Source organism: Micromonospora sp. NPDC049366 (genome assembly GCF_044466625.1).
In the GTDB taxonomy this organism is placed as follows: Bacteria; Actinomycetota; Actinomycetes; order Mycobacteriales; family Micromonosporaceae; genus Micromonospora.
Genome location: NZ_JBITMV010000001.1, coordinates 37,466 through 56,689, shown reverse-complemented (window position 1 = coordinate 56,689; position 19,224 = coordinate 37,466). Strand labels below are relative to the sequence as shown.

Annotated in this window: 23 protein-coding genes, 1 tRNA gene and 1 other RNA gene; 8 read left to right on the top strand and 17 right to left on the bottom strand. The window is 72.0% G+C overall.

All coding sequences use genetic code 11. From position 1 onward, the window contains the following. Positions 1-43: 43 nt before the first annotated feature. Positions 44-706 (top strand): HNH endonuclease family protein, encoded by a 663-nt coding sequence (locus tag ACIBTV_RS00320; protein ID WP_396700833.1) that lies wholly within the window; start codon positions 44-46, stop codon positions 704-706. Continuing rightward, complete coding sequence (locus ACIBTV_RS00315) at positions 688-1,179, top strand: hypothetical protein (protein WP_396700831.1); 492 nt, start codon at positions 688-690, stop codon at positions 1,177-1,179. The genes ACIBTV_RS00320 and ACIBTV_RS00315 overlap by 19 nt, the downstream gene beginning before the upstream one ends. Positions 1,180-1,242: 63 nt before the next feature. Here the strand turns inward: ACIBTV_RS00315 and ACIBTV_RS00310 are convergent, their stop codons facing one another. The 7 genes from ACIBTV_RS00310 to ACIBTV_RS00280 all read right to left on the bottom strand — a co-directional run bounded on the left by ACIBTV_RS00310 (position 1,243) and on the right by ACIBTV_RS00280 (position 8,335). Beyond that, entirely contained in the window at positions 1,243-2,340 is a 1,098-nt protein-coding gene (locus tag ACIBTV_RS00310; protein WP_396700829.1) for an ABC transporter ATP-binding protein, read from the bottom strand. Beyond that, the gene (locus ACIBTV_RS00305; RefSeq protein ID WP_396700827.1) at positions 2,337-3,323 is read right to left on the bottom strand and encodes an ABC transporter ATP-binding protein; all 987 of its coding nucleotides are present in this window, start codon (positions 3,321-3,323) and stop codon (positions 2,337-2,339) included. The genes ACIBTV_RS00310 and ACIBTV_RS00305 overlap by 4 nt, the downstream gene beginning before the upstream one ends. Positions 3,324-3,378: 55 nt before the next feature. Beyond that, positions 3,379-4,392, bottom strand: a complete 1,014-nt coding sequence (locus ACIBTV_RS00300; RefSeq protein WP_396700826.1) for an ABC transporter permease — start codon at positions 4,390-4,392, stop codon at positions 3,379-3,381. After that, positions 4,389-5,396: an ABC transporter permease gene (locus ACIBTV_RS00295; protein WP_396700824.1), complete on the bottom strand. Its 1,008-nt coding sequence runs from the start codon at positions 5,394-5,396 to the stop codon at positions 4,389-4,391. The genes ACIBTV_RS00300 and ACIBTV_RS00295 overlap by 4 nt, the downstream gene beginning before the upstream one ends. A 97-nt stretch (positions 5,397-5,493) precedes the next feature. Further along, a complete protein-coding gene (locus ACIBTV_RS00290; protein ID WP_396700822.1) occupies positions 5,494-7,167 on the bottom strand; it encodes an ABC transporter substrate-binding protein in 1,674 nt (557 codons plus the stop codon). A gap of 258 nt (positions 7,168-7,425) precedes the next feature. Beyond that, positions 7,426-8,019 (bottom strand): recombination mediator RecR, encoded by a 594-nt coding sequence (gene recR / locus ACIBTV_RS00285; RefSeq protein ID WP_091594171.1) that lies wholly within the window; start codon positions 8,017-8,019, stop codon positions 7,426-7,428. Positions 8,020-8,026: 7 nt separating this feature from the next. Next, positions 8,027-8,335, bottom strand: coding sequence for a YbaB/EbfC family nucleoid-associated protein (locus ACIBTV_RS00280; RefSeq protein ID WP_396701999.1), 309 nt, complete (start codon positions 8,333-8,335; stop codon positions 8,027-8,029). A 160-nt stretch (positions 8,336-8,495) separates the two neighbouring features. On the opposite strand from ACIBTV_RS00280, the gene ACIBTV_RS00275 reads away from it, so the two are divergent. Continuing rightward, positions 8,496-9,566 (top strand): DUF2332 domain-containing protein, encoded by a 1,071-nt coding sequence (locus tag ACIBTV_RS00275; protein ID WP_396700819.1) that lies wholly within the window; start codon positions 8,496-8,498, stop codon positions 9,564-9,566. A 30-nt stretch (positions 9,567-9,596) separates the two neighbouring features. Here ACIBTV_RS00275 and ACIBTV_RS00270 read toward each other — a convergent pair whose 3' ends face one another. Beyond that, a complete protein-coding gene (locus ACIBTV_RS00270; protein ID WP_396700818.1) occupies positions 9,597-12,278 on the bottom strand; it encodes a DNA polymerase III subunit gamma and tau in 2,682 nt (893 codons plus the stop codon). Positions 12,279-12,457: 179 nt separating this feature from the next. Then, positions 12,458-12,548, bottom strand: an RNA gene (ffs, locus tag ACIBTV_RS00265) — signal recognition particle sRNA small type. An 81-nt stretch (positions 12,549-12,629) separates the two neighbouring features. Between ffs and ACIBTV_RS00260 the strand changes: the two genes are divergently transcribed. Beyond that, a tRNA-Ser gene (locus ACIBTV_RS00260) sits at positions 12,630-12,714 on the top strand. 76 nt (positions 12,715-12,790) lie between these two features. Here ACIBTV_RS00260 and ACIBTV_RS00255 read toward each other — a convergent pair. The 7 genes from ACIBTV_RS00255 to ACIBTV_RS00225 form a co-directional block, all read right to left on the bottom strand. Continuing rightward, on the bottom strand, positions 12,791-13,459 hold the full coding sequence (locus tag ACIBTV_RS00255; RefSeq protein ID WP_396700817.1) for a pentapeptide repeat-containing protein: 669 nt from the start codon (positions 13,457-13,459) through the stop codon (positions 12,791-12,793). Next, on the bottom strand, positions 13,456-14,016 hold the full coding sequence (locus tag ACIBTV_RS00250; protein ID WP_396700815.1) for a hypothetical protein: 561 nt from the start codon (positions 14,014-14,016) through the stop codon (positions 13,456-13,458). Before ACIBTV_RS00250 ends, ACIBTV_RS00255 begins: the two co-directional genes overlap by 4 nt. 142 nt (positions 14,017-14,158) lie before the next feature. After that, complete coding sequence (locus ACIBTV_RS00245) at positions 14,159-14,854, bottom strand: WXG100 family type VII secretion target (RefSeq protein WP_396700813.1); 696 nt, start codon at positions 14,852-14,854, stop codon at positions 14,159-14,161. Beyond that, positions 14,851-15,192, bottom strand: coding sequence for a hypothetical protein (locus ACIBTV_RS00240; protein ID WP_396700811.1), 342 nt, complete (start codon positions 15,190-15,192; stop codon positions 14,851-14,853). Before ACIBTV_RS00240 ends, ACIBTV_RS00245 begins: the two co-directional genes overlap by 4 nt. A gap of 4 nt (positions 15,193-15,196) precedes the next feature. Next, positions 15,197-15,634 carry a YbaB/EbfC family nucleoid-associated protein gene (locus ACIBTV_RS00235; RefSeq protein ID WP_396700809.1) on the bottom strand — a complete coding sequence of 146 codons (438 nt, stop codon included), beginning with the start codon at positions 15,632-15,634 and terminating at the stop codon, positions 15,197-15,199. A gap of 86 nt (positions 15,635-15,720) precedes the next feature. Further along, positions 15,721-15,969, bottom strand: a complete 249-nt coding sequence (locus tag ACIBTV_RS00230) for a flavin reductase (RefSeq protein ID WP_396700807.1) — start codon at positions 15,967-15,969, stop codon at positions 15,721-15,723. Continuing rightward, positions 15,966-16,088, bottom strand: coding sequence for a hypothetical protein (locus ACIBTV_RS00225; protein WP_396700805.1), 123 nt, complete (start codon positions 16,086-16,088; stop codon positions 15,966-15,968). Before ACIBTV_RS00225 ends, ACIBTV_RS00230 begins: the two co-directional genes overlap by 4 nt. Positions 16,089-16,192: 104 nt before the next feature. On the opposite strand from ACIBTV_RS00225, the gene ACIBTV_RS00220 reads away from it, so the two are divergent. The 4 genes from ACIBTV_RS00220 (at position 16,193) to ACIBTV_RS00205 (ending at position 18,399) form a co-directional block, all read left to right on the top strand. Beyond that, complete coding sequence (locus ACIBTV_RS00220; protein WP_396700803.1) at positions 16,193-16,960, top strand: Scr1 family TA system antitoxin-like transcriptional regulator; 768 nt, start codon at positions 16,193-16,195, stop codon at positions 16,958-16,960. Further along, positions 16,951-17,142 (top strand): DUF397 domain-containing protein, encoded by a 192-nt coding sequence (locus ACIBTV_RS00215; protein WP_396700801.1) that lies wholly within the window; start codon positions 16,951-16,953, stop codon positions 17,140-17,142. Before ACIBTV_RS00220 ends, ACIBTV_RS00215 begins: the two co-directional genes overlap by 10 nt. 112 nt (positions 17,143-17,254) lie before the next feature. Then, positions 17,255-17,821 carry a hypothetical protein gene (locus ACIBTV_RS00210; RefSeq protein WP_396700800.1) on the top strand — a complete coding sequence of 189 codons (567 nt, stop codon included), beginning with the start codon at positions 17,255-17,257 and terminating at the stop codon, positions 17,819-17,821. 83 nt (positions 17,822-17,904) lie between these two features. Beyond that, positions 17,905-18,399 (top strand): hypothetical protein, encoded by a 495-nt coding sequence (locus tag ACIBTV_RS00205; RefSeq protein ID WP_396701997.1) that lies wholly within the window; start codon positions 17,905-17,907, stop codon positions 18,397-18,399. A 96-nt stretch (positions 18,400-18,495) separates the two neighbouring features. On the opposite strand, the gene ACIBTV_RS00200 is transcribed toward ACIBTV_RS00205, so the two are convergent. Then, a complete protein-coding gene (locus ACIBTV_RS00200; protein WP_396700798.1) occupies positions 18,496-19,179 on the bottom strand; it encodes a hypothetical protein in 684 nt (227 codons plus the stop codon). Between the last annotated feature and the right edge of the window lie 45 nt (positions 19,180-19,224).

The window sequence follows — 19,224 nt, the reverse complement described above, 5'->3', positions numbered from 1 at the left end:
GTGCGGGATCGCCGGAAGCCCGCAAGCTGGAGGGGTGTCGTCTGTGCGTACCAGATCAGGATCGCGCGCGGCGCTGGCGGTCACGCTGGCCGCGGCGCTGTTGCTCGGCGCGTCCGGCTGCGTGCCGGTGGACGAGCCGGACCCGGACGTGTCGCCGACGCGCGGCGGCAACGCCCTGCAGGAGCTGGCCGAGCTGACCGTGGCAAGCGCCGGGGCGATGAAGGGCTACAGCCGGGAACGCTTCCCGCACTGGCGGGACACCGGCAAGAACTGCGACGTGCGGGACACCGTGCTCAAGCGGGACGGGGAGAACATCAAGCTCTCCGGCTGCAACGTGGTCGGGGGTCACTGGGAGAGCGTGTACGACGGCCGCTCCTTCACCGACCCGTCCGACGTGGACATCGACCACGTGGTGCCGCTGGCCAACGCGTGGCGCTCCGGCGCCGACGAGTGGGACGACGCGAAGCGGGGCGATTTCGCCAACGACACGACGCGACCGCAGCTCATCGCGGTTTCCGCGTCCTCCAATCGGGCAAAGGGTGATCAGGACCCGTCCCAGTGGAAGCCGGCGAACCGGTCGTACTGGTGCCAGTACGCCGAGCACTGGATCACGGTCAAGCACCACTGGCGGCTGACGGTGACGAGCGCCGAGAAGGCCGCCCTGACCGACATGTTGGAGGGCTGCACATGGGCGAGCAAGCCGTGACCGGCGCCGGGGCCGCCGACGACGGTTCACCCGGCTCGGGGGCGCCGACCGCGGCCGGCATGAGCGCGGACGGCAACGGGACGGCCGGAGCGGTGCCCGGCGCCGGCATGCAGGCCGACGGACCGGCGGGCGCGACCGCGGCGGTGCCCGGTGCCGGCATGCAGGCCGACGCGGAGAGCGGCACCGCCGGGGCCACGGGGGGCGCCGCCGACGTCGCGGGCGCGCCGGAGAGCCGGACCACGGACATCGTGCCCGGCCCGGGCGGTGTCATGACCGACGAGGTCGGCGTGGTCACCGGCGACCTGACCCTGCGCACCGAGTGGGTGGACGGCCAGGTCACCGTGCGGGTGCAGTACAAGGACGCCGACGAGTGGTACGTGGTCACCGGCGGCCGGGCGGCCCTCGCCGACCCGACGGGCCTGGACGCGGTGCACGGCATCGCCGTGGGCCTGCTGAACCGCCCGGAAGGCTGAGCGGGAAGCGGCCCGCGCCGCCCGACCCGGGCCGACCATGGGCCGGCCCGGGTCCGTGGGCGGTCAGATCGTCGGGATCAGCTCGCCCGGGTCGCCGGGCAGGTCGCCGTCGACCGGCCGGACCAGTTCCGGCTCGACCTCGTGCGGGCGGATCCGCCCGGCGGCGATGTCCTCCGCGTAGTGGCAGGCCACCCGGTGCCCGCCGGTCACCTCGCGCAGCGCCGGCCGCTCGTCCCCACAGCGGGTCGGCTGTGCCCACGGGCAGCGCGTGTGGAACCGGCACCCGGCCGGTGGGTTCGACGGCGAGGGCAGGTCACCGGCGAGCAGGATCCGCTCGCGCCGGTCCTCCACCACCGGGTCCGGCACCGGCACCGCCGACATCAGCGCCCGGGTGTACGGGTGCAGCGGCTCGCGGTACAGGTCCTCGCTGGACGCCTCCTCGACCAGCCCGCCGAGGTACATCACCCCGACGGTGTCCGAGATGTGCCGGACCACCGCCAGGTCGTGCGCGATGATCAGGTACGTGAGGCCGCGCTCGGTCTGTAGGTCCTTCAGCAGGTTGAGCACCTGCGCCTGGATCGACACGTCGAGCGCGGAGACCGGCTCGTCGGCGACGATCAGGTCGGGGTCGAGCACCAGCGCCCGGGCGATGCCGATCCGCTGCCGCTGGCCGCCGGAGAACTCGTGCGGGTACTTGGTGAGCGCGGAGGCGGGCAGGCCGACCGCGGCCAGCGTCTCGCGCAGCCGCCGGTTGGTCTCCGCCTTGTCCTTGGCCAGCCCGTGCGCCTTGAGGCCCTCGACGAGCAGCGACTCCACCGACTGGCGGGGATCCAGGCTGGAGAGCGGGTCCTGGAAGATCATCTGCATCCGCCGACGGGCCTGACGCATCGTCTCGCCCTTGAGCGCACGGACGTCGGTGCCGTCGAAGACGATCTCGCCGTCGGTCGGCTCGACCAGCCGCAGCAGGCCACGGCCCAGCGTCGACTTGCCGCAACCGGACTCGCCGACTAGCCCGTACGTCTCACCGGCGTTGATGGACAGCGAGACGCCGTCCACCGCGTAGACGTAGCCGACGGTGCGGTCGACGAGCAGGCCACTCTTGATCGGGAAGTGGACCTTGACGTCGCGCAGTTCGACCAGTGGTCCGGTCCGCTCGGTCACGGTACCGCCACCTCCTCGGAAACGGGGTTGTTGCAGCGCAGGTCGCCGCCGGTGGCGGTGGGCTCGAGCGGAGGCGGCCCTTCGAGGCACGCGTCGACGACGTTGTCGCACCGCGGCGCGAACGCGCAGCCCTCCGCCCAGGGGATGTTGTCCGCCACCGAGCCGCGGATGGCGTGCAGCCGCTCGCCGCGGATCGAGTCGAGCCGGGGCACCGAGTTCAGCAGCCCGTGCGTGTACGGGTGGCGGGGCTGCGCGAACAGCTCGTGCCGCCGGGCCCGCTCCACCACCTTGCCGCCGTAGAGCACGTTGACCGTGTCGCAGAGGCCGGCCACCACGCCGAGGTCGTGAGTGATCATGATGAGCGCGGTCCCGGTGTCGTCCACCAGTTGCTTGAGCAACGTCAGGATCTGCGCCTGGATGGTCACGTCCAGCGCCGTGGTCGGCTCGTCGGCGATCAGCAGGCGGGGCTTGCAGGCCAGGGCGATCGCGATGAGCGCCCGCTGCCGCATGCCGCCGGAGATCTGGTGCGGGTACTCCTTGAGCCGCCGGTCCGGGTCGGGGATGCCCACCGCGTCCAGCAGCTCGCGCGCCTCCCGCAGCGCCTGCCTGCGGTCCCGGCCCTGGTGCCGCTCCAGCACCTCGGCCACCTGGACGCCGATCGGAATGACCGGGTTCAGCGAGGAGAGCGGGTCCTGGAAGATCATGCCGATGTCCCGGCCGCGCCGGTCCCGCATGTCGTCCGGCCGGAGCTTGAGCAGGTCGGCACCCTCGAAGAGCACCTCTCCGGTGACCTTGTTGCCGCGCTTGGGAAGCAGACCCATGATGGCGAGGCTCGTCACGCTCTTGCCGCAGCCGGACTCGCCGACCAGGCCGACCGTCTGCCCCGGTTCCACCGAGAAGCTCACCTTGTCGACGGCGGTGAAGGGCCGCTCGCCGCGCCGTTGGAACACGACGCTCAGGTCACGTACGTCGAGCAGGCTCATCGGGTCACTTCCTCTCGCCGGCGTCCGCCGGCCGTGCTGTTGTGTCGCACCACCGTCACCGCCGGTTCTTCGGGTCGATGGCCTCGCGCATCGCCTCACCGAAGAGGGTGAAGCCGAGCGCGACCACGATGATCGCCAACGCCGGGTAGTAGGCCAGTTCCGGACGTACCTCGAAGTAGCGCACGCCCGCGTCGCCGAGCATCGCGCCCCACTCGGCCCGGTCCCGGTCGGGGTCGCCGAGGCCGAGGAAGGAGAGCGACGCGGCCTCGATGATCGCGACGGAGAGCGTCAGCGTGGCCTGCACGATCACCGCGGTCATGGCGTTGGGCAGCATGTGCCGCAGCACGATGCTGCGCTGCTTGACGCCCAGCGCCCGCGCGGCCAGCACGTGGTCGCTCTCCCGCTGGGCGAGCATCGAGCCGCGCAGCAGCCGGGCGAAGACCGGCACGTTGACGATGGCCACCGCCATGATGACCGTCCACTGGCTCGACTTGCTGGCCAGGGCGACCAGGGTGATCGCCAGCAGCAGGGCGGGCAGGGCCAGCATCACGTCGGTGATCCGCATGAGGATGTTGTCCACCCAACCGCCGAGGGCGCCGGCGATCGAGCCGAGCAGCACGCCGATGGCGAGCCCGATGAGGGTGGCGAGGACGCCGACGAAGAGCGTCTGGCGGCTGCCGTAGATCAGGCGGGAGAGCAGGTCCCGGCCCAGCTCGTCCGAGCCGAGGGGGAAGCCGTCCATGCGTCCGGGGATGTGGTCGGCCGCGAGACGGCTGGTCAGCTCGTCGAAGCGCTGCACCGGGTCGTGCGGGGCGATCAGCGGCGCGAAGATCGCCACGAGCACGAAGAGGGCGATGATGGCGGCCCCCACGATCGCCGCCGGGTTGCGGCGCAGCCGGCGGAACGCGTCGCGGAGGAGGCTCACACCCCCGGTGGCGGCGCTGGCCTGGGCCAGTTCGTCCAGGCGGGCCTTCTTGCGGTCGCCGAGCCGGTTGCGGCCCGCGTCGGATGCCTGCTCGTTCCCGCTGCGGGGAGCCGGGGTGCCGGCCTGCGTGGTTGGTTCGGTCATCGCACACGCACCCTCGGGTCGATGAAGGCGTAGGAGAGGTCGACCAACAGGTTGACCACCACGAAGACCAGAGCGGCCAGCAGGATCAGCGCCTGGAGGACGGGGTAGTCACGGCTGCCGGTGATCGAGTCGGTGATCAGCGTGCCGAGGCCGCCCCAGTTGTAGACCTTCTCGGTGAGGACCGCGCCGGACAGGAGCGCGCCGGTCTGGAGACCGATGGTGGTGACCACCGGCAGGAGCGCGTTGCGCAGGACGTGCCGGCCCCGGACGGTGCGCTGGCGCAGGCCCTTGGCCTCGGCCGTGCGTACGTAGTCCTCGTTCAGCACGTCCAGCACGCTGGCCCGGGTCATCCGGACGATGACCGCCAGCGGGATCGTGGCGAGCGTGAACGCCGGAAGGACCAGGTGCCAGAGCGCGTCGGCGGTGGCGTCGAACTCCCGGGTCAGCAGGCTGTCCAGGACGAAGAAGCCGGTGACGTTGGTGTTGTCCAACCCGATGCCGACCCGGCCGGACGGCGGGAACCAGTGGATGTTCTGGGTGAAGACGTCCTTGAGCAGGTAGCCCAGGAAGAAGATCGGGATCGAGATGCCGAGCAGCGTGCCCACCACCGTCAGGTGGTCGAGGAACCGGCCACGCCAGCGGGCGGCGAGGTAACCGAGCGGGATGCCCAGCCCGACCGCGATGAGCATCGCCGCGAGGGCGAGCTCCACGGTGGCCGGGAAGGCCCGGCCGATCACCTCGGTGACGGGGTCGCCGGTGCGGATCGAGTTGCCCAGGTCACCGGTGAGGATCCGCTGCATGAACTTGCCGTACTGCACGAGGATCGGCTGGTCGTAACCGAGCGCCTTGGTCAGCAGAGCGCGGGTCTCGGGGGTCGCCCGCTCACCGAGTAGCGCGTCGACCGGGCCACCGGGCAGGTTCCGCAACCAGACGAAGATCAGCGCTGACAGGGCTATCAGCGTCACCACCAGCTGTAGCAGGCGGCGGACTATGACTCGCAACATCTCTCACACACCAGACTCTCGATGGTCGCGGAATCGGCCCGGGCGGGGGAAACCCCCAACCCGGGCCGATTCCGCCTACGGCGTCAGCCGATCGGCGTCACTGCTTGACGCTGACGGTGTTGAACCGCTCGTCGGTCAGCGGGCTGGCCTTCAGGCCCTCGACGTCCTTGGTGACGACGATGGCCGGCGGCGCGTGCCAGACCGGAACGGCCGGCAGCCACTTGCTGGCGATGTCCCGGTTGACCTGCTCCCACGCCGTCTTCTTGCCGGCCTCGTCGACGGTGCCGTCGGCCTTGGCGATGGCGTCGAACATCTCGGTCATGGCCTGGTCGCCGAACTCGACCTTGCCCCGACCGAAGAACGTCCCGACGAAGTTGCCCGGGTCGTTGTAGTCACCGGTCCAGCCGAGGATGTGCAGGTCCTGCTTGCCGAACGTCTGCACGTCGTCCTTGAAGCCGCCGTTCCACGGACGCGGCACGCCGTTGACCTTGATGCCGACGGCCTGGAGGTCGTTGGCCAGGATCGTGAAGATCTCCTGCGGGTTCGGCATGTACGGCCGGGTGACGTCCGGCGGGTAGTAGAAGTTCAGCGTCAGGTTCTCGGCGCCGGCCTCCTTGAGCAGCTGCTTGGCCTTCTCCGGGTTGTACTCGTACTTCTGCACGTCCGGGGCGTAGCCGAGCACCGTGTCCGGCATGAACTCGTCGGCGACCTTCGCGCCGGACGGGCCCTTGGTCTGCACCAGCTGCTGGCGGTTGAGCGCGTAGGCGATCGCCTGGCGCACCCGCAGGTCCTTCAGCTTCGGGTTCTTCTGGTTGATGCCCAGGTAGAGGATGTTGAACGCCGGGCGGGCGACGACCTGGAAGCCCTCGTCGGCGAGCGCCTTCGTGTCGGCCGGGGCCGGGAAGTCGATGCCGTGGACGGTACCGGCCCGCAGCTCCTGCTTGCGGGTGTTCTCGTCCTTGATGATCTTGATGATCAGCTTGTCGACCTTGGCCTTGTCACCGAAGTAGTCCGGGTTCCGGTTGAGGGTGATCTCGCCCTTGGTCTTGTCCCAGCCACCGAAGGTGAACGGGCCGGTGCCGACCGGGTGCTCGTTGGCGAACGCGCTGTACTCGAACGAGTCGCCGTTCTGCTTCACCGTGTCGGCGTCGTACTTCTTCAGCGCCTCGGGGCTCGCGATCGAGAGCGAGGTGAGCGCGAAGGCGCCGGGGAAGGCGCCCTTGTACTTCTTGAGCGAGAGGACGGCGGTGTTGTCGTCCTTCGCCTCGCACTTGTCGTAGATCGACTCGCCGGCGCCCTCAGCCTCGTTCTTCGCGAAGCCGCCGAAGACGTCCATGTAGTAGATCATGTTCGCCTGGGCCGCGGCGCCCTTCATGTTGTACCAGCGGTCGAAGTTGTAGCAGACCGCCGCCGCGTTGAAGGGGGTGCCGTCGTGGAACTTCACGCCCTGCCGCAGCTTGAACGTCCAGACCTTGCCCGTCGGGTCGTGCTCCCAGCTCTCGGCCAGGCCACCGGTCAGGTCCGCCGTGCCCGGCGTGTGGGTGACCAGGGTGTCGAACATCTGCCGGACCGGCCGGAACGACTCGCCGTCGTCGTTGAAGATCGGGTCGAAGTTCTTCGGGTCACCGGCACCCGCGAAGATGAAGGTGCCGCCGCTCTTGGCCTCGCCGCTGTCGCCATCACGCTCGCTCTCCGCACACCCGGCGGCACCAACCGCCAAGGCGGTGACGGCCGCGATCGCGACGGCCGTTCTGAGCCTTCTCGCCTGCATCTCTCACCTCTGTCATGCGCCTGACCACACGAGTCGTGGCTCGGTCCGTGTGCGGGAGGCTATGACAGTGCGGCCCGGAAGCGGAACGCCCGAGAGGTAATCGCTACCAAGCCGACACCTTCTGACACTCGACGGCCGCACGGACACCGGAAGCGACACATACATGAGGTGTCGATGGGCGAATTCGCCGACGGCTGTGGGCACGCGGTCGTTCCCACACTGTGGTACGACTCAGTCCACGATGGCGGCTGGCAGCTCTCAGACCGCGCGACGCCCCTCAAAGGCGCGACCGAGGGTGATCTCGTCGGCGTACTCCAGGTCACCGCCGACCGGGAGACCACTCGCCAGGCGGGTCACCGCGATGCCCATCGGCTTGACCATCAACGCCAGGTAGGTGGCGGTCGCCTCGCCCTCGGTGTTCGGGTCGGTGGCCAGGATCAGCTCACGGACGGCACCACCGCCGAGCCGGGTCATCAGCTCGCGGATGCGCAGATTGTCCGGCCCGATGCCCTCCAGCGGATTGATCGCCCCACCGAGCACGTGGTAGCGCCCACGGAACTCCCCGGTCCGCTCGATCGCCACCACATCCTTCGGCTCCTCGACCACGCAGAGCACCTCGTCGGTGCGGCGCGGGTCGCGGCAGATGCGGCACTGCTCGGACTCGGCGACGTTGTAGCAGCTGGTGCAGAACCGCACCAGCTCCTTGACCTTGCGCAGCGCACCGGCGAGCCGGTTGACGTCGGCCGGGTCGGCCGACAGGACATGGAACGCGATCCGCTGGGCGCTCTTCGGGCCCACGCCCGGAAGCCGGCCCAGCTCGTCGATCAGGTCCTGGATGGCGCCTTCGTACATCTGCCGCTCAGAAACCGGGCAGGCCGAGGCCGCCCATGCCGCCGGTGACCGGACCCATCTTCTTCTCGGTCAGCTCACGCGCCGCCTCGGCGGCGTTGTGCACGGCCGCGACGACCAGGTCCTCCAGGGTCTCCACGTCATCCGGGTCGACCGCCTTCGGGTCGATCTTGATCGCCTTGAGCTCCCCGCCGCCGGACACGGTCGCGGTGACCAGGCCGCCGCCGGCGGTGCCGGTCAGCTCGGCCTCGGCCAGCTCGGCCTGCGCCTTGGCGATCTGCTGCTGCATCTTCTGCGCCTGCTTCAGCATCTGCTGCATGTTCGGCTGTCCACCTGGGCGCACGATGGCTCCTTCTCGCACTCGTCTGCTCGGCCGCCGCTCAGCCTATCCGTCCGTGAGCAGGCTCGCCCCTCCCGGTGCTGGCGCCCACCCCGCCACGGGCGGACGATCACTGCACCAGCACCGAGGGAGGCCACGGATGACCGTCGAGCAGGCCGCCGCGACCCTGGAGGGGCAGGCCGTCTCCTGCGCCCGGATGGCCGCCCACCGGTACGCGGACCTCCTGCGCCGGGCCGCCGACGACGTCCGTGCCGGCGGCCCCTGCGCCGACGTGCTCGCCGGCTACCTGGACGCCCCGGTCGACGCGGTGGTGCCGATCCGGTTGCTCGGCGGAGTGCACGCCCTGGTGTTGACCGGCCGCGCGCCGGAGCTGGCCCACTTCTATCCCAGCGCCGGTGGCCGGCAGACGCCCGGCGATGAGGCCGCCGCCTGGGAGGCGTTCCGCGCGGTCGTCGACTCCGAACGCGAGACGCTGCGCGGCTGGCTGCGCCGCCCGCCGCAGACCAACGAGGTGGGCCGGGCGCACCTGCTGGTGGCGGGTCTGCTCCACACGCTGCGTGAGGTCGGCGACCGGCCGGTGCGGCTGTTCGAGCTGGGGGCGAGCGCCGGGCTCAACCTGAACGCCGACCGGTTCCGGATCGAGGCGACGAACTTCGTGTGGGGCCCGGCCGACTCCCCCGTACGCCTGCCGGACGCCTGGCGCGGCGGCGCGCCCGAGTGGCTACGGGAGGCGGCTCGGGCCCACCCGGAGGTGACCGTGGTGGAGCGGTCCGGTTGCGATGTCGCCCCGCTCGACCCGGCCGACGACGACGGCGTGCTGGCGCTGCGGGCGTACGTCTGGCCGGAGCACACCGCCCGCGCCGCCCGGCTGGACGGCGCGCTGGAGCTGGCGCGGCGGCTACCCCCGCCCGTCGCCGCGATCGGCGCGGCGGACTTCCTGACCGGGATCGACCCGCGACCCGGCACGCTGACGGTGGTGTGGCACTCGGTGATGCGGCAGTACGTGCCGGTCGAGGAGTGGACCCGGGTGCTCGCCGAACTCGACCGGCTCGGGGCCGCCGCCGGGGACGACTCCCCGGTCGCGCACCTGTTCTTCGAGCCCCAACCGCCGGACGGCCGCCACTTCGAGCTCCGCGCCCGCCTCAACGGCGGCCCCGAACACCTCCTGGCAACCGCCCACCCCCACGGCCTCCCCGCCTGGACCCGCTAGCCCCGCCGATCCCGCGCGGCGGGAGCGGGCTCAGCGGGCGTCGACCTCGTTGATCTTTTCGGCGCCGAAGGCCTCGCGCAGGAGTCGTACCGCCTGCTCCTCGCTCGACTCCCGAGCCGTCTTCTCGTCGATGACGTCGTCCGTCGGCTCATCGCCGGGGTCGAACCCCTCGTAGACCGGGGTCGCCGGTGCCGCCGGCCGGGCCGCGCCGGGCCGGACCGGACCGTCGTAGTCCGGGTCGTACGGCGGCTCGCCCGCCCAGTCGCTGTCCGCGGTCTGCCGGGCCGGTTGGGCCGTACGCGATCCGCGCGCCGCAGCCGCCCGGGCAGCGGCGATGGCGCTGTTCACCGGCCCACCGGCGCCCTGCCGGGGCGTGGCCGGGGCGGCGCTCGGAGACGCCGCGCCAACGGGACCCGGCGCGTTCTGGCCGCTCGGCCGTCCGGTGCCCGGCTGGTCAGCGGCACCGTCCTGACCGGCCGCCGGCACGCCGCCGGGACGGGCCGCCTCGGGCCAGTCGTCACCCGCGTCACCGGCCGGTTGCCGCGTCCCGTCCGCGACCCCGCCGGGGCGGGCCGGCTCCGGCCAGTCGTCATCGTCGCCGGGCGGAGCCTCGCCGACCGCCGTGCCGTTCCCACCGGCGCGGGCCGTGCCACCACCGGCGCGGGCCGCACCGGCACCACCGGCCGAGCCGGCACCACCGGCGCCACCGGAGCCGCCAGTCGGGCCGGCGCCGCCACCGGCGCGGGCCGCACCGGAGAGGTCACCGCCCCCACCAGGGCCGCCGGACGCCTCAGCGTCGCCGGGGCCGGGCGACGCCGGGCGAGCGGGGGCCGGGCCCGCCGCCCGGGGCGGCCCGGACAGCGAGGCGGCTCCCCGCTCGCCGGCCACCTCGCAGCGGATCTGCCAGCGGCCGCCGAACTCCTCGTAGAGGGCCTCGGCCAACACCGACGTGTGGTTGCCCATCATCTGGGCGAGCACCGGCGACTTCACGGTCAGCACCAGGGTGTCGCCGTCCACGTCGCGGACCACCGCGTCACGCATCAGCGCGGCGGCCGGCTTCTTGATCCGGTTGACCTTGGCGACGATGTCCGGCCACACCCGCCGGACCGCGACCGCGTCGAGCTGCCCCGCCGGGGCGGCGCCGGGGCGTGGCGGCTCGGGCGTGGCCGGGTCGGGCATCACCGCGGACGGCGGCACGACACGGCGGGCGGGAGGCCCCCCGTCCGGGCCGGAACCACCCCGGGTCGGGGCGGGCACGGCGTCGGCAGGGCCCTCCGGGGCCGGCGAACCGGTGGTGTGCGCGGCGTCCGGTGACCCGGCGGCGGCACGCGCGACGGCTGGGGAGCGGGCGGCGGTCGCCGACCCCGCGTTGGCGGCGGCGGCACGGGCGGCGGCCACCCCGGAGAGGCTGCCGGCAGCCGCCGGCGCGCCGGCGGTCTCCGTGTGGGGCGCGGCGTCAGCCGCGGGCGGGGCGGAGGGCGCCGGGCGTACGGCCGGGGCGGCAGCCGGCGGCGCGGAGCCGGCAGCGGCCGACGGCGCGTCGGTGCCGGTCAGGGTGAGCCGGCGCTCCATGCGTTCGAGGCGCTGGAGCAGGCCGCCGGTGCTGTCATCGGTGCCGGGGAGCAGCATCCGGGCGCAGATCAGCTCCAGCAGCAGCCGGGGCGCGGTGGTCCCGCGCATCTCGACCAGGCCGTTGTGCACGATGTCGGCGCAGCGGGACAGCGTGGCGGGGCCGAGGCGCTGGGCCTGGGCGGCCATCCGCTCGATCTGGTCGGCCGGGCCGTCGATCAGGCCCTTGGCGGCGGCGTCCGGCACCTGCTGGAGCACGATCAGGTCGCGGAGCCGTTCCAGCAGGTCGGACGCGAAACGGCGCGGGTCGTGGCCGGCCTCGGCCACCCGGTCGACGGTGGCGTAGGCGGCGGCGCCGTCCCCGGCGGCCAGCGCGTCGCACATCTCGTCGATCAGCGCGGAGTCGGTGACGCCGAGCAGCGCGGCGGCCCGCGCGTAGGTGACCCCCTCCGCCCCGGCGCCGGCGATGAGCTGGTCGAGCACGGAGAGGCTGTCCCGGGCGCTGCCGCCACCCGCGCGCACGACCAGCGGGAAGACCGCCGGCTCGACGGTGACACCCTCGGCCTGGGTGAGCTGCTCCAGATACGGCCGCAGCACCTTCGGCGGAATCAGCCGGAACGGGTAGTGGTGGGTCCGCGACTTGATCGTGCCGAGCACCTTCTCGGGCTCGGTGGTGGCGAAGATGAACTTGACGTACTCCGGCGGCTCCTCGACCAGCTTGAGCAGGGCGTTGAAGCCGGCCGACGAGACCATGTGCGCCTCGTCGATGACGTAGATCTTGAAGCGGCTGCGGGCCGGCGCGAAGAACGCCTTCTCCCGCAGCTCGCGGGCGTCGTCGACACCGCCGTGGCTGGCCGCGTCGATCTCGATGACATCGATCGAGCCGGCACCGTCGGTGGCCAGCGAGCGGCAGGACTCACAGGTGCCGCACGGCTCCGGGGTGGGGCCCTGCTCACAGTTGAGGGAGCGGGCCAGGATGCGGGCGCTGGACGTCTTGCCGCAGCCGCGCGGGCCGGAGAAGAGGTAGGCGTGGTTGAGCCGCCCGCTGCGCAGCGCCTGCGACAACGGCTCGGTGACGTGCTCCTGCCCGATGACCTCGGCGAAGGTACGCGGCCGGTACTTGCGGTAGAGCGCCAGTGCCACCCGTCCCGCCTCCTCTCGACCGAGCCATTCTGCGCCGGTCCGCCCCGGGTGACCACCCACCCCGCCGGGCCGGGGGCACCCGACGCGTTGATCCACTCGACTTTCCGGAGGGCGCGGTGTCGGTGTGCCCGGATCAGCCCGACTTCACTGATCCCGAGGTGATCGGGGGCCCGAAACAGAAGGGCCCCCCGTGCACCCGTCAGAGCCCGCTTATCCTTGCTGCCTTCCGGCCCTGGGGAGGTTCACGAGATGCACGCCGCACGGGGGGTAGGCCAAGCCTACCCGACCCGCCGTCGATCTTCAGGGGGTGGTGGGGTGGGCGTACGCCGGGGGACCTGTATCCTGTTCCGCGGAGGATTCGCCTAGAGGCCTAGGGCGCACGCTTGGAAAGCGTGTTGGGTTAACACCCTCACGAGTTCGAATCTCGTATCCTCCGCTCTCTTGAGCAGGAGAAACGACAGGGCCGGCCCCCGCGGGGACCGGCCCTGAGTCGTCTCCGTGGTCACCGGCCGTCAGCCCACCACCTGCACGCTCTCCGCGCCGTGCTCCGCGAACCACGCCTCCAGATCGGCGCCGGCCAACGACCGGGTCGCCCCCTCGTCGACGAGGACCGGGCCGACGACCGCGCCCTTCGCGCCCTCGAACTGGGCACCGACCATCCGCGCCCCGGTGAGGACGGCGGGCATGGTGCGGCCACCCAGCGTGCACCACCGCAGGCTCGCGTGTTCGAGGTTGGCGTCGCGCAGGTCGGTCTTGTAGAACTTGGCCGAGTTGAGGATGGCGTGACTGAGATCAGCGCCGGCCAGCACGGCCTCGTCGAACTGCACGGAAAAGAGCCGAGCCGAGCGGAACCGCGCGTTCTCGGCCGAGCAGCCGACCATTTCGGCCTTGGCCAGGTCGGCGAACGAGAAATCGGCGCCCCGCAGCTCCGCGTTGTCGAGGTTGGCGTCGCCGAGGTTGGCGTCCTCGAATCGAACCCCGACCAGGCGTGAATTGGCGAGGTAGGCGCCGGTGAGGTCGAGACGGCTCAGGTCCGCGCCGCGGAAGTCCAGGAAATCGCCGGACAGGTACGCGGTGCTGTCGGACTGCACTGCCGCGAACCACTCCTCCAGCGCCTCACGCGCGTCGGGGTCGTCGGGCCAGCGGACCACGTCGGTGGCGCTCCGCTTGTACCTGCTCACTTGTCAAACACCACCTTGCCGTCCCAGTCGTCACGACCGGCGACGCGATTCTTGAGATCCGCCACAGCCTCCGGCGACAGATTCTTGGTGTCGATGACGACGTTCTGGCCGCCCGCCACCTCGTCGGCGAGTTTCTGCTCGAACTCGTCGCCATCGTAGCGGCCCCGCATGCCCTCGGGCATGGGCTGGCCGGCGTACCGGCCGGCGGGAAATATGTCCGCCGGAGCTTTGACGTCCCAGTTGTTTCCGTTGGCGTCGATGAACTCGCCCTGGTCCTTCTGGAATGCGGGGTCGGAGTTGTCGAGTTCGGCCCGACGGATGGGCCCCGGGATCTTGCCCTCGGCCTCCGCCGCCAATCCGACCTCCGCCTCCCGCCGAGACTTGGCGCTGATGTTGCCGTTGTGGGCCGGGTCCGCGGCGAGCTCCTCCACCCGCCGGTCGTACTCCGGCGTACCGCGCTCCGGGGTCCGGTATCGCTGGTCGTTGCCCGTCGGCCGGTCGGACGATCCGCCCGATTCGCCGGGCGGGCGGCCCAGCCGCGCCTCCTCGCCGGCCACCCGGTGCCCTTCGGCGATGCTGCTGGGCGCCTCGCCGGTGCTGCGGCGCCGCTGCCGCGGGACCTCGCCGTCGCCGTCGCCGGGGCGGGATGACGACGACCCGCCGTCGCCGTGTGGTCTTGGCTTCGCCATCGTCGCCGCCCTAGCCGAGCAGCTTGGTGAGGTTGGACAGACTGCTGATCAGCGCGGCGACATAGCTGAGGATGCGCCCTCCCCACTTGACCACGGCCGCCGCGATCTGGCTCGCGATCACCGGGATCGTGACCACGAAGATCGCCTCGACGGCCCAGACCACCACCCGCGCCACGAGGTCGGCGATGAGGTCGCGTACGACGTCGCGGGTGAACGCGACCAGGTTTCCGGCGGCCTGCGTCGCGGCGGCCATCGCGGCGGCGGTGCCGCTCAGCCCGCCGATGGCGGCGACGTTGTGTCCCATCAGCCCCTGGTACGCCGTGGCGGCCTGCCCCTGCCAGTCCGGCAGGTCCGCGCCCAGGTGCCGCTGGAGGTCCTGGCCGATGCCGGCCAGCTCACCGGCAATGTTCTCCCAGGTGGCCGCGTGCGAGGCGACCACGTCGGGCAGGCCGGTGAGTTGGTCGAGGATCTGCCGCAGCGGCTCGAAGTATTCCATCGCCCAGCCCAGGCCGTTGGCGAGCAGCGCGCTGAACGGATCCATCACGGTGGCGACGGCTTCGACACCGAACGCCGCCCCGGCCAGGAGGTCGTCGACCCAGCCCTCACTGTGGATCGCGTCGACCAGGCCCTGGAAGCTGTCCGCCGCGGCCGCTCCCGTCCAGGGCTTCCGCGTCGACACGACGTCGGCGACCAGCGACTCGCTCATGTCACCGAGGGCGTCATGGTGCCGTTCAACGGGCTTCCGGCCTTGCGGATCGTGTTGTCGGCGTCGGCGTCCGCGTTGTCATAGTTGTCGGCGGTGGTGCCGAGCCCCTTCACGACCAGGGACAGGTTCTCCTCGACGTACGCGACCAGCTCGTCTTGCCGAGTGTGCCGGCCCTCCAGGATGCCGGCGATCCACCCGCACAGCAGCCCGTACGCGGCGTCGTCCTGGACGATGTGCTTGCTGGCGCCCTTGACCGCGGCGAAACGTGCCCGCAGCGCCTCGATGTTGCGGGCGTGTGCGCGGATCTGCTCGGCGTCGACCGCGAACCCGTCGCTCATCCGGTCACCACCCGGCGCGCTGGTCGTCGGGGTTGCCGGGGGCGGGGCCGGTGTCGCGCAGCTGCCGTCCGACGCGCTCGGCGATGGCACGCGCGGCGGGCGAGTCGGTCCCCACGGTGTCGGCGATGATCTCCTGCGAGCGTGTGGCGAGCTGCTGCCGCGCCTCGGCGATCGTGCTCATGATCGTCCTGGCGACGACGTCGGGCGCGACCCGCTGGATCCGGTGCCCGAGCTGCAGGTCGACCAGCGCTCCGGAGGAGTCGATGGTGACCTCGACGAGGCCGTTGTCGTCGGCGAGCGTCAGCCGCAGCTCCTGGAGCCGGTCGCTCATCGCCCTGGTGTCGGCCGCCAGTTGGTCGATGCGGCCCTTCCAGGCGGCCAGCCGCTCCATCGCGCCGCCCGGGTCGAGCACACCGCCCGTGTCGGGAAGACCGGCCCCCATGTGTCCCCTCGGTCGCTAACCGTGATCACCCTCAACCGGTGGAGACTAACACGCCGCGACCAGCCATATCGTCCACAGAGGACGTCTCAGCCGGGCGGGCGGGCCCAGGCCACGAATCGGTCGGTGAGGTCGCCCGGGGGCGGCCCGTCGTCCAGGCCGGCGAGGTGTTCGGACGCCTCGGCCTGAAGCGTCACGAGGTAGCCGGTCAGCGCGGCCCGGTCGTGCCGGTATTGGCCGAGCAGTCGGAGCTTCGCCGGCGAGCAGGGCCAGGCGATGCCGCAGGCGGTGCAGCGCCAGGTGGGCCGGGTGGGGACGTGGTCGCGGAGCCGGGTCACAGCGGTCGCAGTAGGACGGGGCGGGCCCGGTCGACCCGCGCGACAGCCAGGGCCAGCCACGCCCGGTGGAGGTGCACCTCGTGGCCGCGCACCTCGGCCCGCCTGCTCACTGGTGTCACGGCGCCCCCTCCGCTCGTCACCCTACCTTCCCGTGCGTGGTCGGACAGATACAGGGCGCAGCGATATGGTGGCCGGATATTTTGGACATCCGATGGAGGGTGCCGTGAACGACGCACTCCGGGTGGCGCTCAGCGACACCGGGCACACGATCGAATCGCTGGCCGAACGGGTTGGGGTCGACCCCAAGACCGTCGGCCGCTGGCTGGCCGAGGGGCGCATCCCGCACCCCCGGCACCGCCTGGCGGCGGCGGAGGCCCTGGACCGGGACGTTGTGGACATCTGGCCGGACACTTCGAGACGTCGTGACCCCGTCTGGTTCCGTCCCTGGCAGGAGATCGAGCGCGAAGCCGTGTCGCTGCGGTCGTTCGAATCGGCCGTCCTGCCGGGCCTGGTGCAGACCGAGGCGTACGCGCGGGCGGTGCTCGGCGGTGCCGGCCTCATCCCGCGCGGCGACGTGGAGCGCCTGCTCACGGCACGGCTCAACCGGCAGGGCATTCTCACGCGGGACGACCCGCCCCAGTTCACCGCGGTCGTCGACGAGGCCGTGCTGCGCCGGCCGGTCGGGGGCCGGACCGTCATGCACGAACAGTTGCGCGCCCTGGTGGCGGCCTGCGCGGAGCCGCACGTCCGCGTGCACGTGGTGCCGTCCTCGGTGGGCGCCTACGCGGGGCTCAACGGCCCGTTCGTGATCGCCACCGCTCCCGACCACCGGATGGCGGGCTACCTGGACAACCAACTCCAGGGACAAGTGGTTAGCGAGCCGGACGACATCGCGGCCATGATGTCAGCATGGGAGAACGTGCGCGGCGAGGCGCTCTCCCACTCGCAATCGCTCGATCTCATCACGGAAGTGGCGGAGACATGGAGCTGAACGAGGCACGGTGGCGAAAGAGCAGCCGCAGCAGCGGCAACGGTGGCAATTGTGTCGAGGTCGCCGACTGCATGCCGGACGCTGTCGGCGTACGCGACTCGAAGGACCCGACCGGGCCGGCGCTGGTGTTCCCGGCGGCGGCCTGGCAGGCGTTCGTCGCGCACCTGCCGGCGCGGGCCTGAGCGCCGCCGCCTCCCCGGGCAGCACCGCTCGGGGCCGGGCCGGAGACATCCACACGAGCAATCGTTCGTACACATGTTCCATCCACAGGCTGTGGGTTGCGGAGCCGACCCGGTGAGTTACCAGCTCAGCGCGGTGGTCGCCGACATCGAGCTGCTCCGCCAGCACACCGCCGACCTGGACCACGCCGTGCTCGGCGAGCTGCGGCAGGACTTCGGGCTGCTGCCGATCACCCCACAACTGGTCGAGGAGCTGACCGGCGCGCTGCCGGACTTCGCCGTCGACGCGCCGGACCGCGACCACCCGTTCCAGCTGGTGCTGTCGCCGCCGCTGACCGAGGTGCTGGCCGGCTGGTCGCGGAGCGGTCCGGTGGCCTACCTGGAGGCGGAGTTCCTGGGCGGGCTCGGCCACCAGGCCGCGGTGGTCTGGCTCGACGGCGCCGTCGCCTGGGGCCCCCGGTTCGACGACGAACTCACGGTGGCCCGACCGGACTGGCCGATCAACTCGGCGCTCGTCCGACTCGGCGTCGAGCCCGGATCGTGGATCGACCCGTTCGCCGAGTTGGGATTACACGTGGAGCGGAACACGGCCGGCTGGCTGGCGCACGGCCGGCGGCGCCTGAGTGCCGACTACTGGGACGACCTCGCCGACGAATGGGAAAACGGCCAATCCGGCGGTTAGCAGCAACCTCTGCGTCTCCCGTCCCGTTAGGGACCCCGGGGGAAGCCATGAAATTGCGACAATTTGCCTTTATCGCGGGGCTGCTGACGGCTGCCGTGGTCTCGGGCAGCAGCCCGACGGACTCCATCGCTCCACAGAGGCCGATCCCGGCCGGGAACGTGGAGGTGCTCGACCTGAACGGCCTGCCGGACATCGCGTTCGGGGACACCGAGGACGAGTTGACCCGACGCGGGATCCTGCGCTCGGACGTCGACGCCTGCGGCCCGACGCTCGCCGGACATGAGACGGTCAGCCCGGTCTTCATCGATGACCGACTGGTGCTGGTGTGGGCCGGTGACCCGATGCGGACGCCCGAGGGCGTCACCGTCGGCACCCCGATCACCGAGGTCTGGTCCCGCTATCCGTCGGTGAGCCGGCTGGATGCGCCGACCGGGACGTACCGCTTCGACGGGCTGCTCGCCCGGCACGGCGACCGCGCCTACCTGTTCCTCCACGATGGACATCAGGTGCGGAAGGTCATCGCCGGCTACGCGGACTGGGTCCGACGCCTCTTCGCCGAGGGCGCCGGCCCCTGCTGACCTCCGGCGCGGGCCTGACTTCCGGTAAGTGCGTTCTCTGTCGCCGGAGCGACACGAAACGCACCCACCGCGCGGCGCGGGATGAGCGCGACCCGGTCAGGTCGTCGCGGGAGGCGTGCAGGGCGCGCCACGCTCGCCCGACACCGCCAGCACCTCCGCCGCGACCAGGGTGGCCGGCAGCGCGGGCCAGCCGGCAGCGAGCGCGCCGGACAGCGGGGCGTCGCCGACGGAATCCCAGACGTCCGCGACGGCCAGGACCACCAGCAGCGCGGCGACGATGCCGGCCGGCAGCGTACGGCCCGGTCGGCGCCGCGCCGGCAGGGCGAGCACCACGACCGCCAGACACACGGTGGCGAGCAGCGGCCCCACCGCGGCGATCCGGCCCTGCATGATCGACTGACGCCAGAGGTCCAGGAGAACCGGCGGCGTGCCCGGGCTCGACGTCACGCCCCCGTGCAACGGGGCGTAGAACGGGACGAACACGTCGGAGACGCCCACCGGCCCGGAAAGCCACCGCAGTTCCACCGCCATGACCAGCGCGAGCAGCGTGAGGCCGGCGACCAGCGTCCGCCGCACGCGCGGAGCCGGGTGGGCGTGGCCGTCCGCCGACGGCCCGGCCGACGCCACCCGGGCGGACACGAGCAGCACGTACCCGAGGAACGCGGCCGACGCCGCCAGACCGGCCTGCAACGCGGCCCGAGGCTCGGAGAAGAGCGTTGCCAGCACGGAGAACCCGCCGGCCGCGACGGAGGTCAGCAGGAGGACACGCGGGGGACGCATGGGCAGCGATCGTGGCACAGTCCGCACGGCGGCGGGGGGACACTG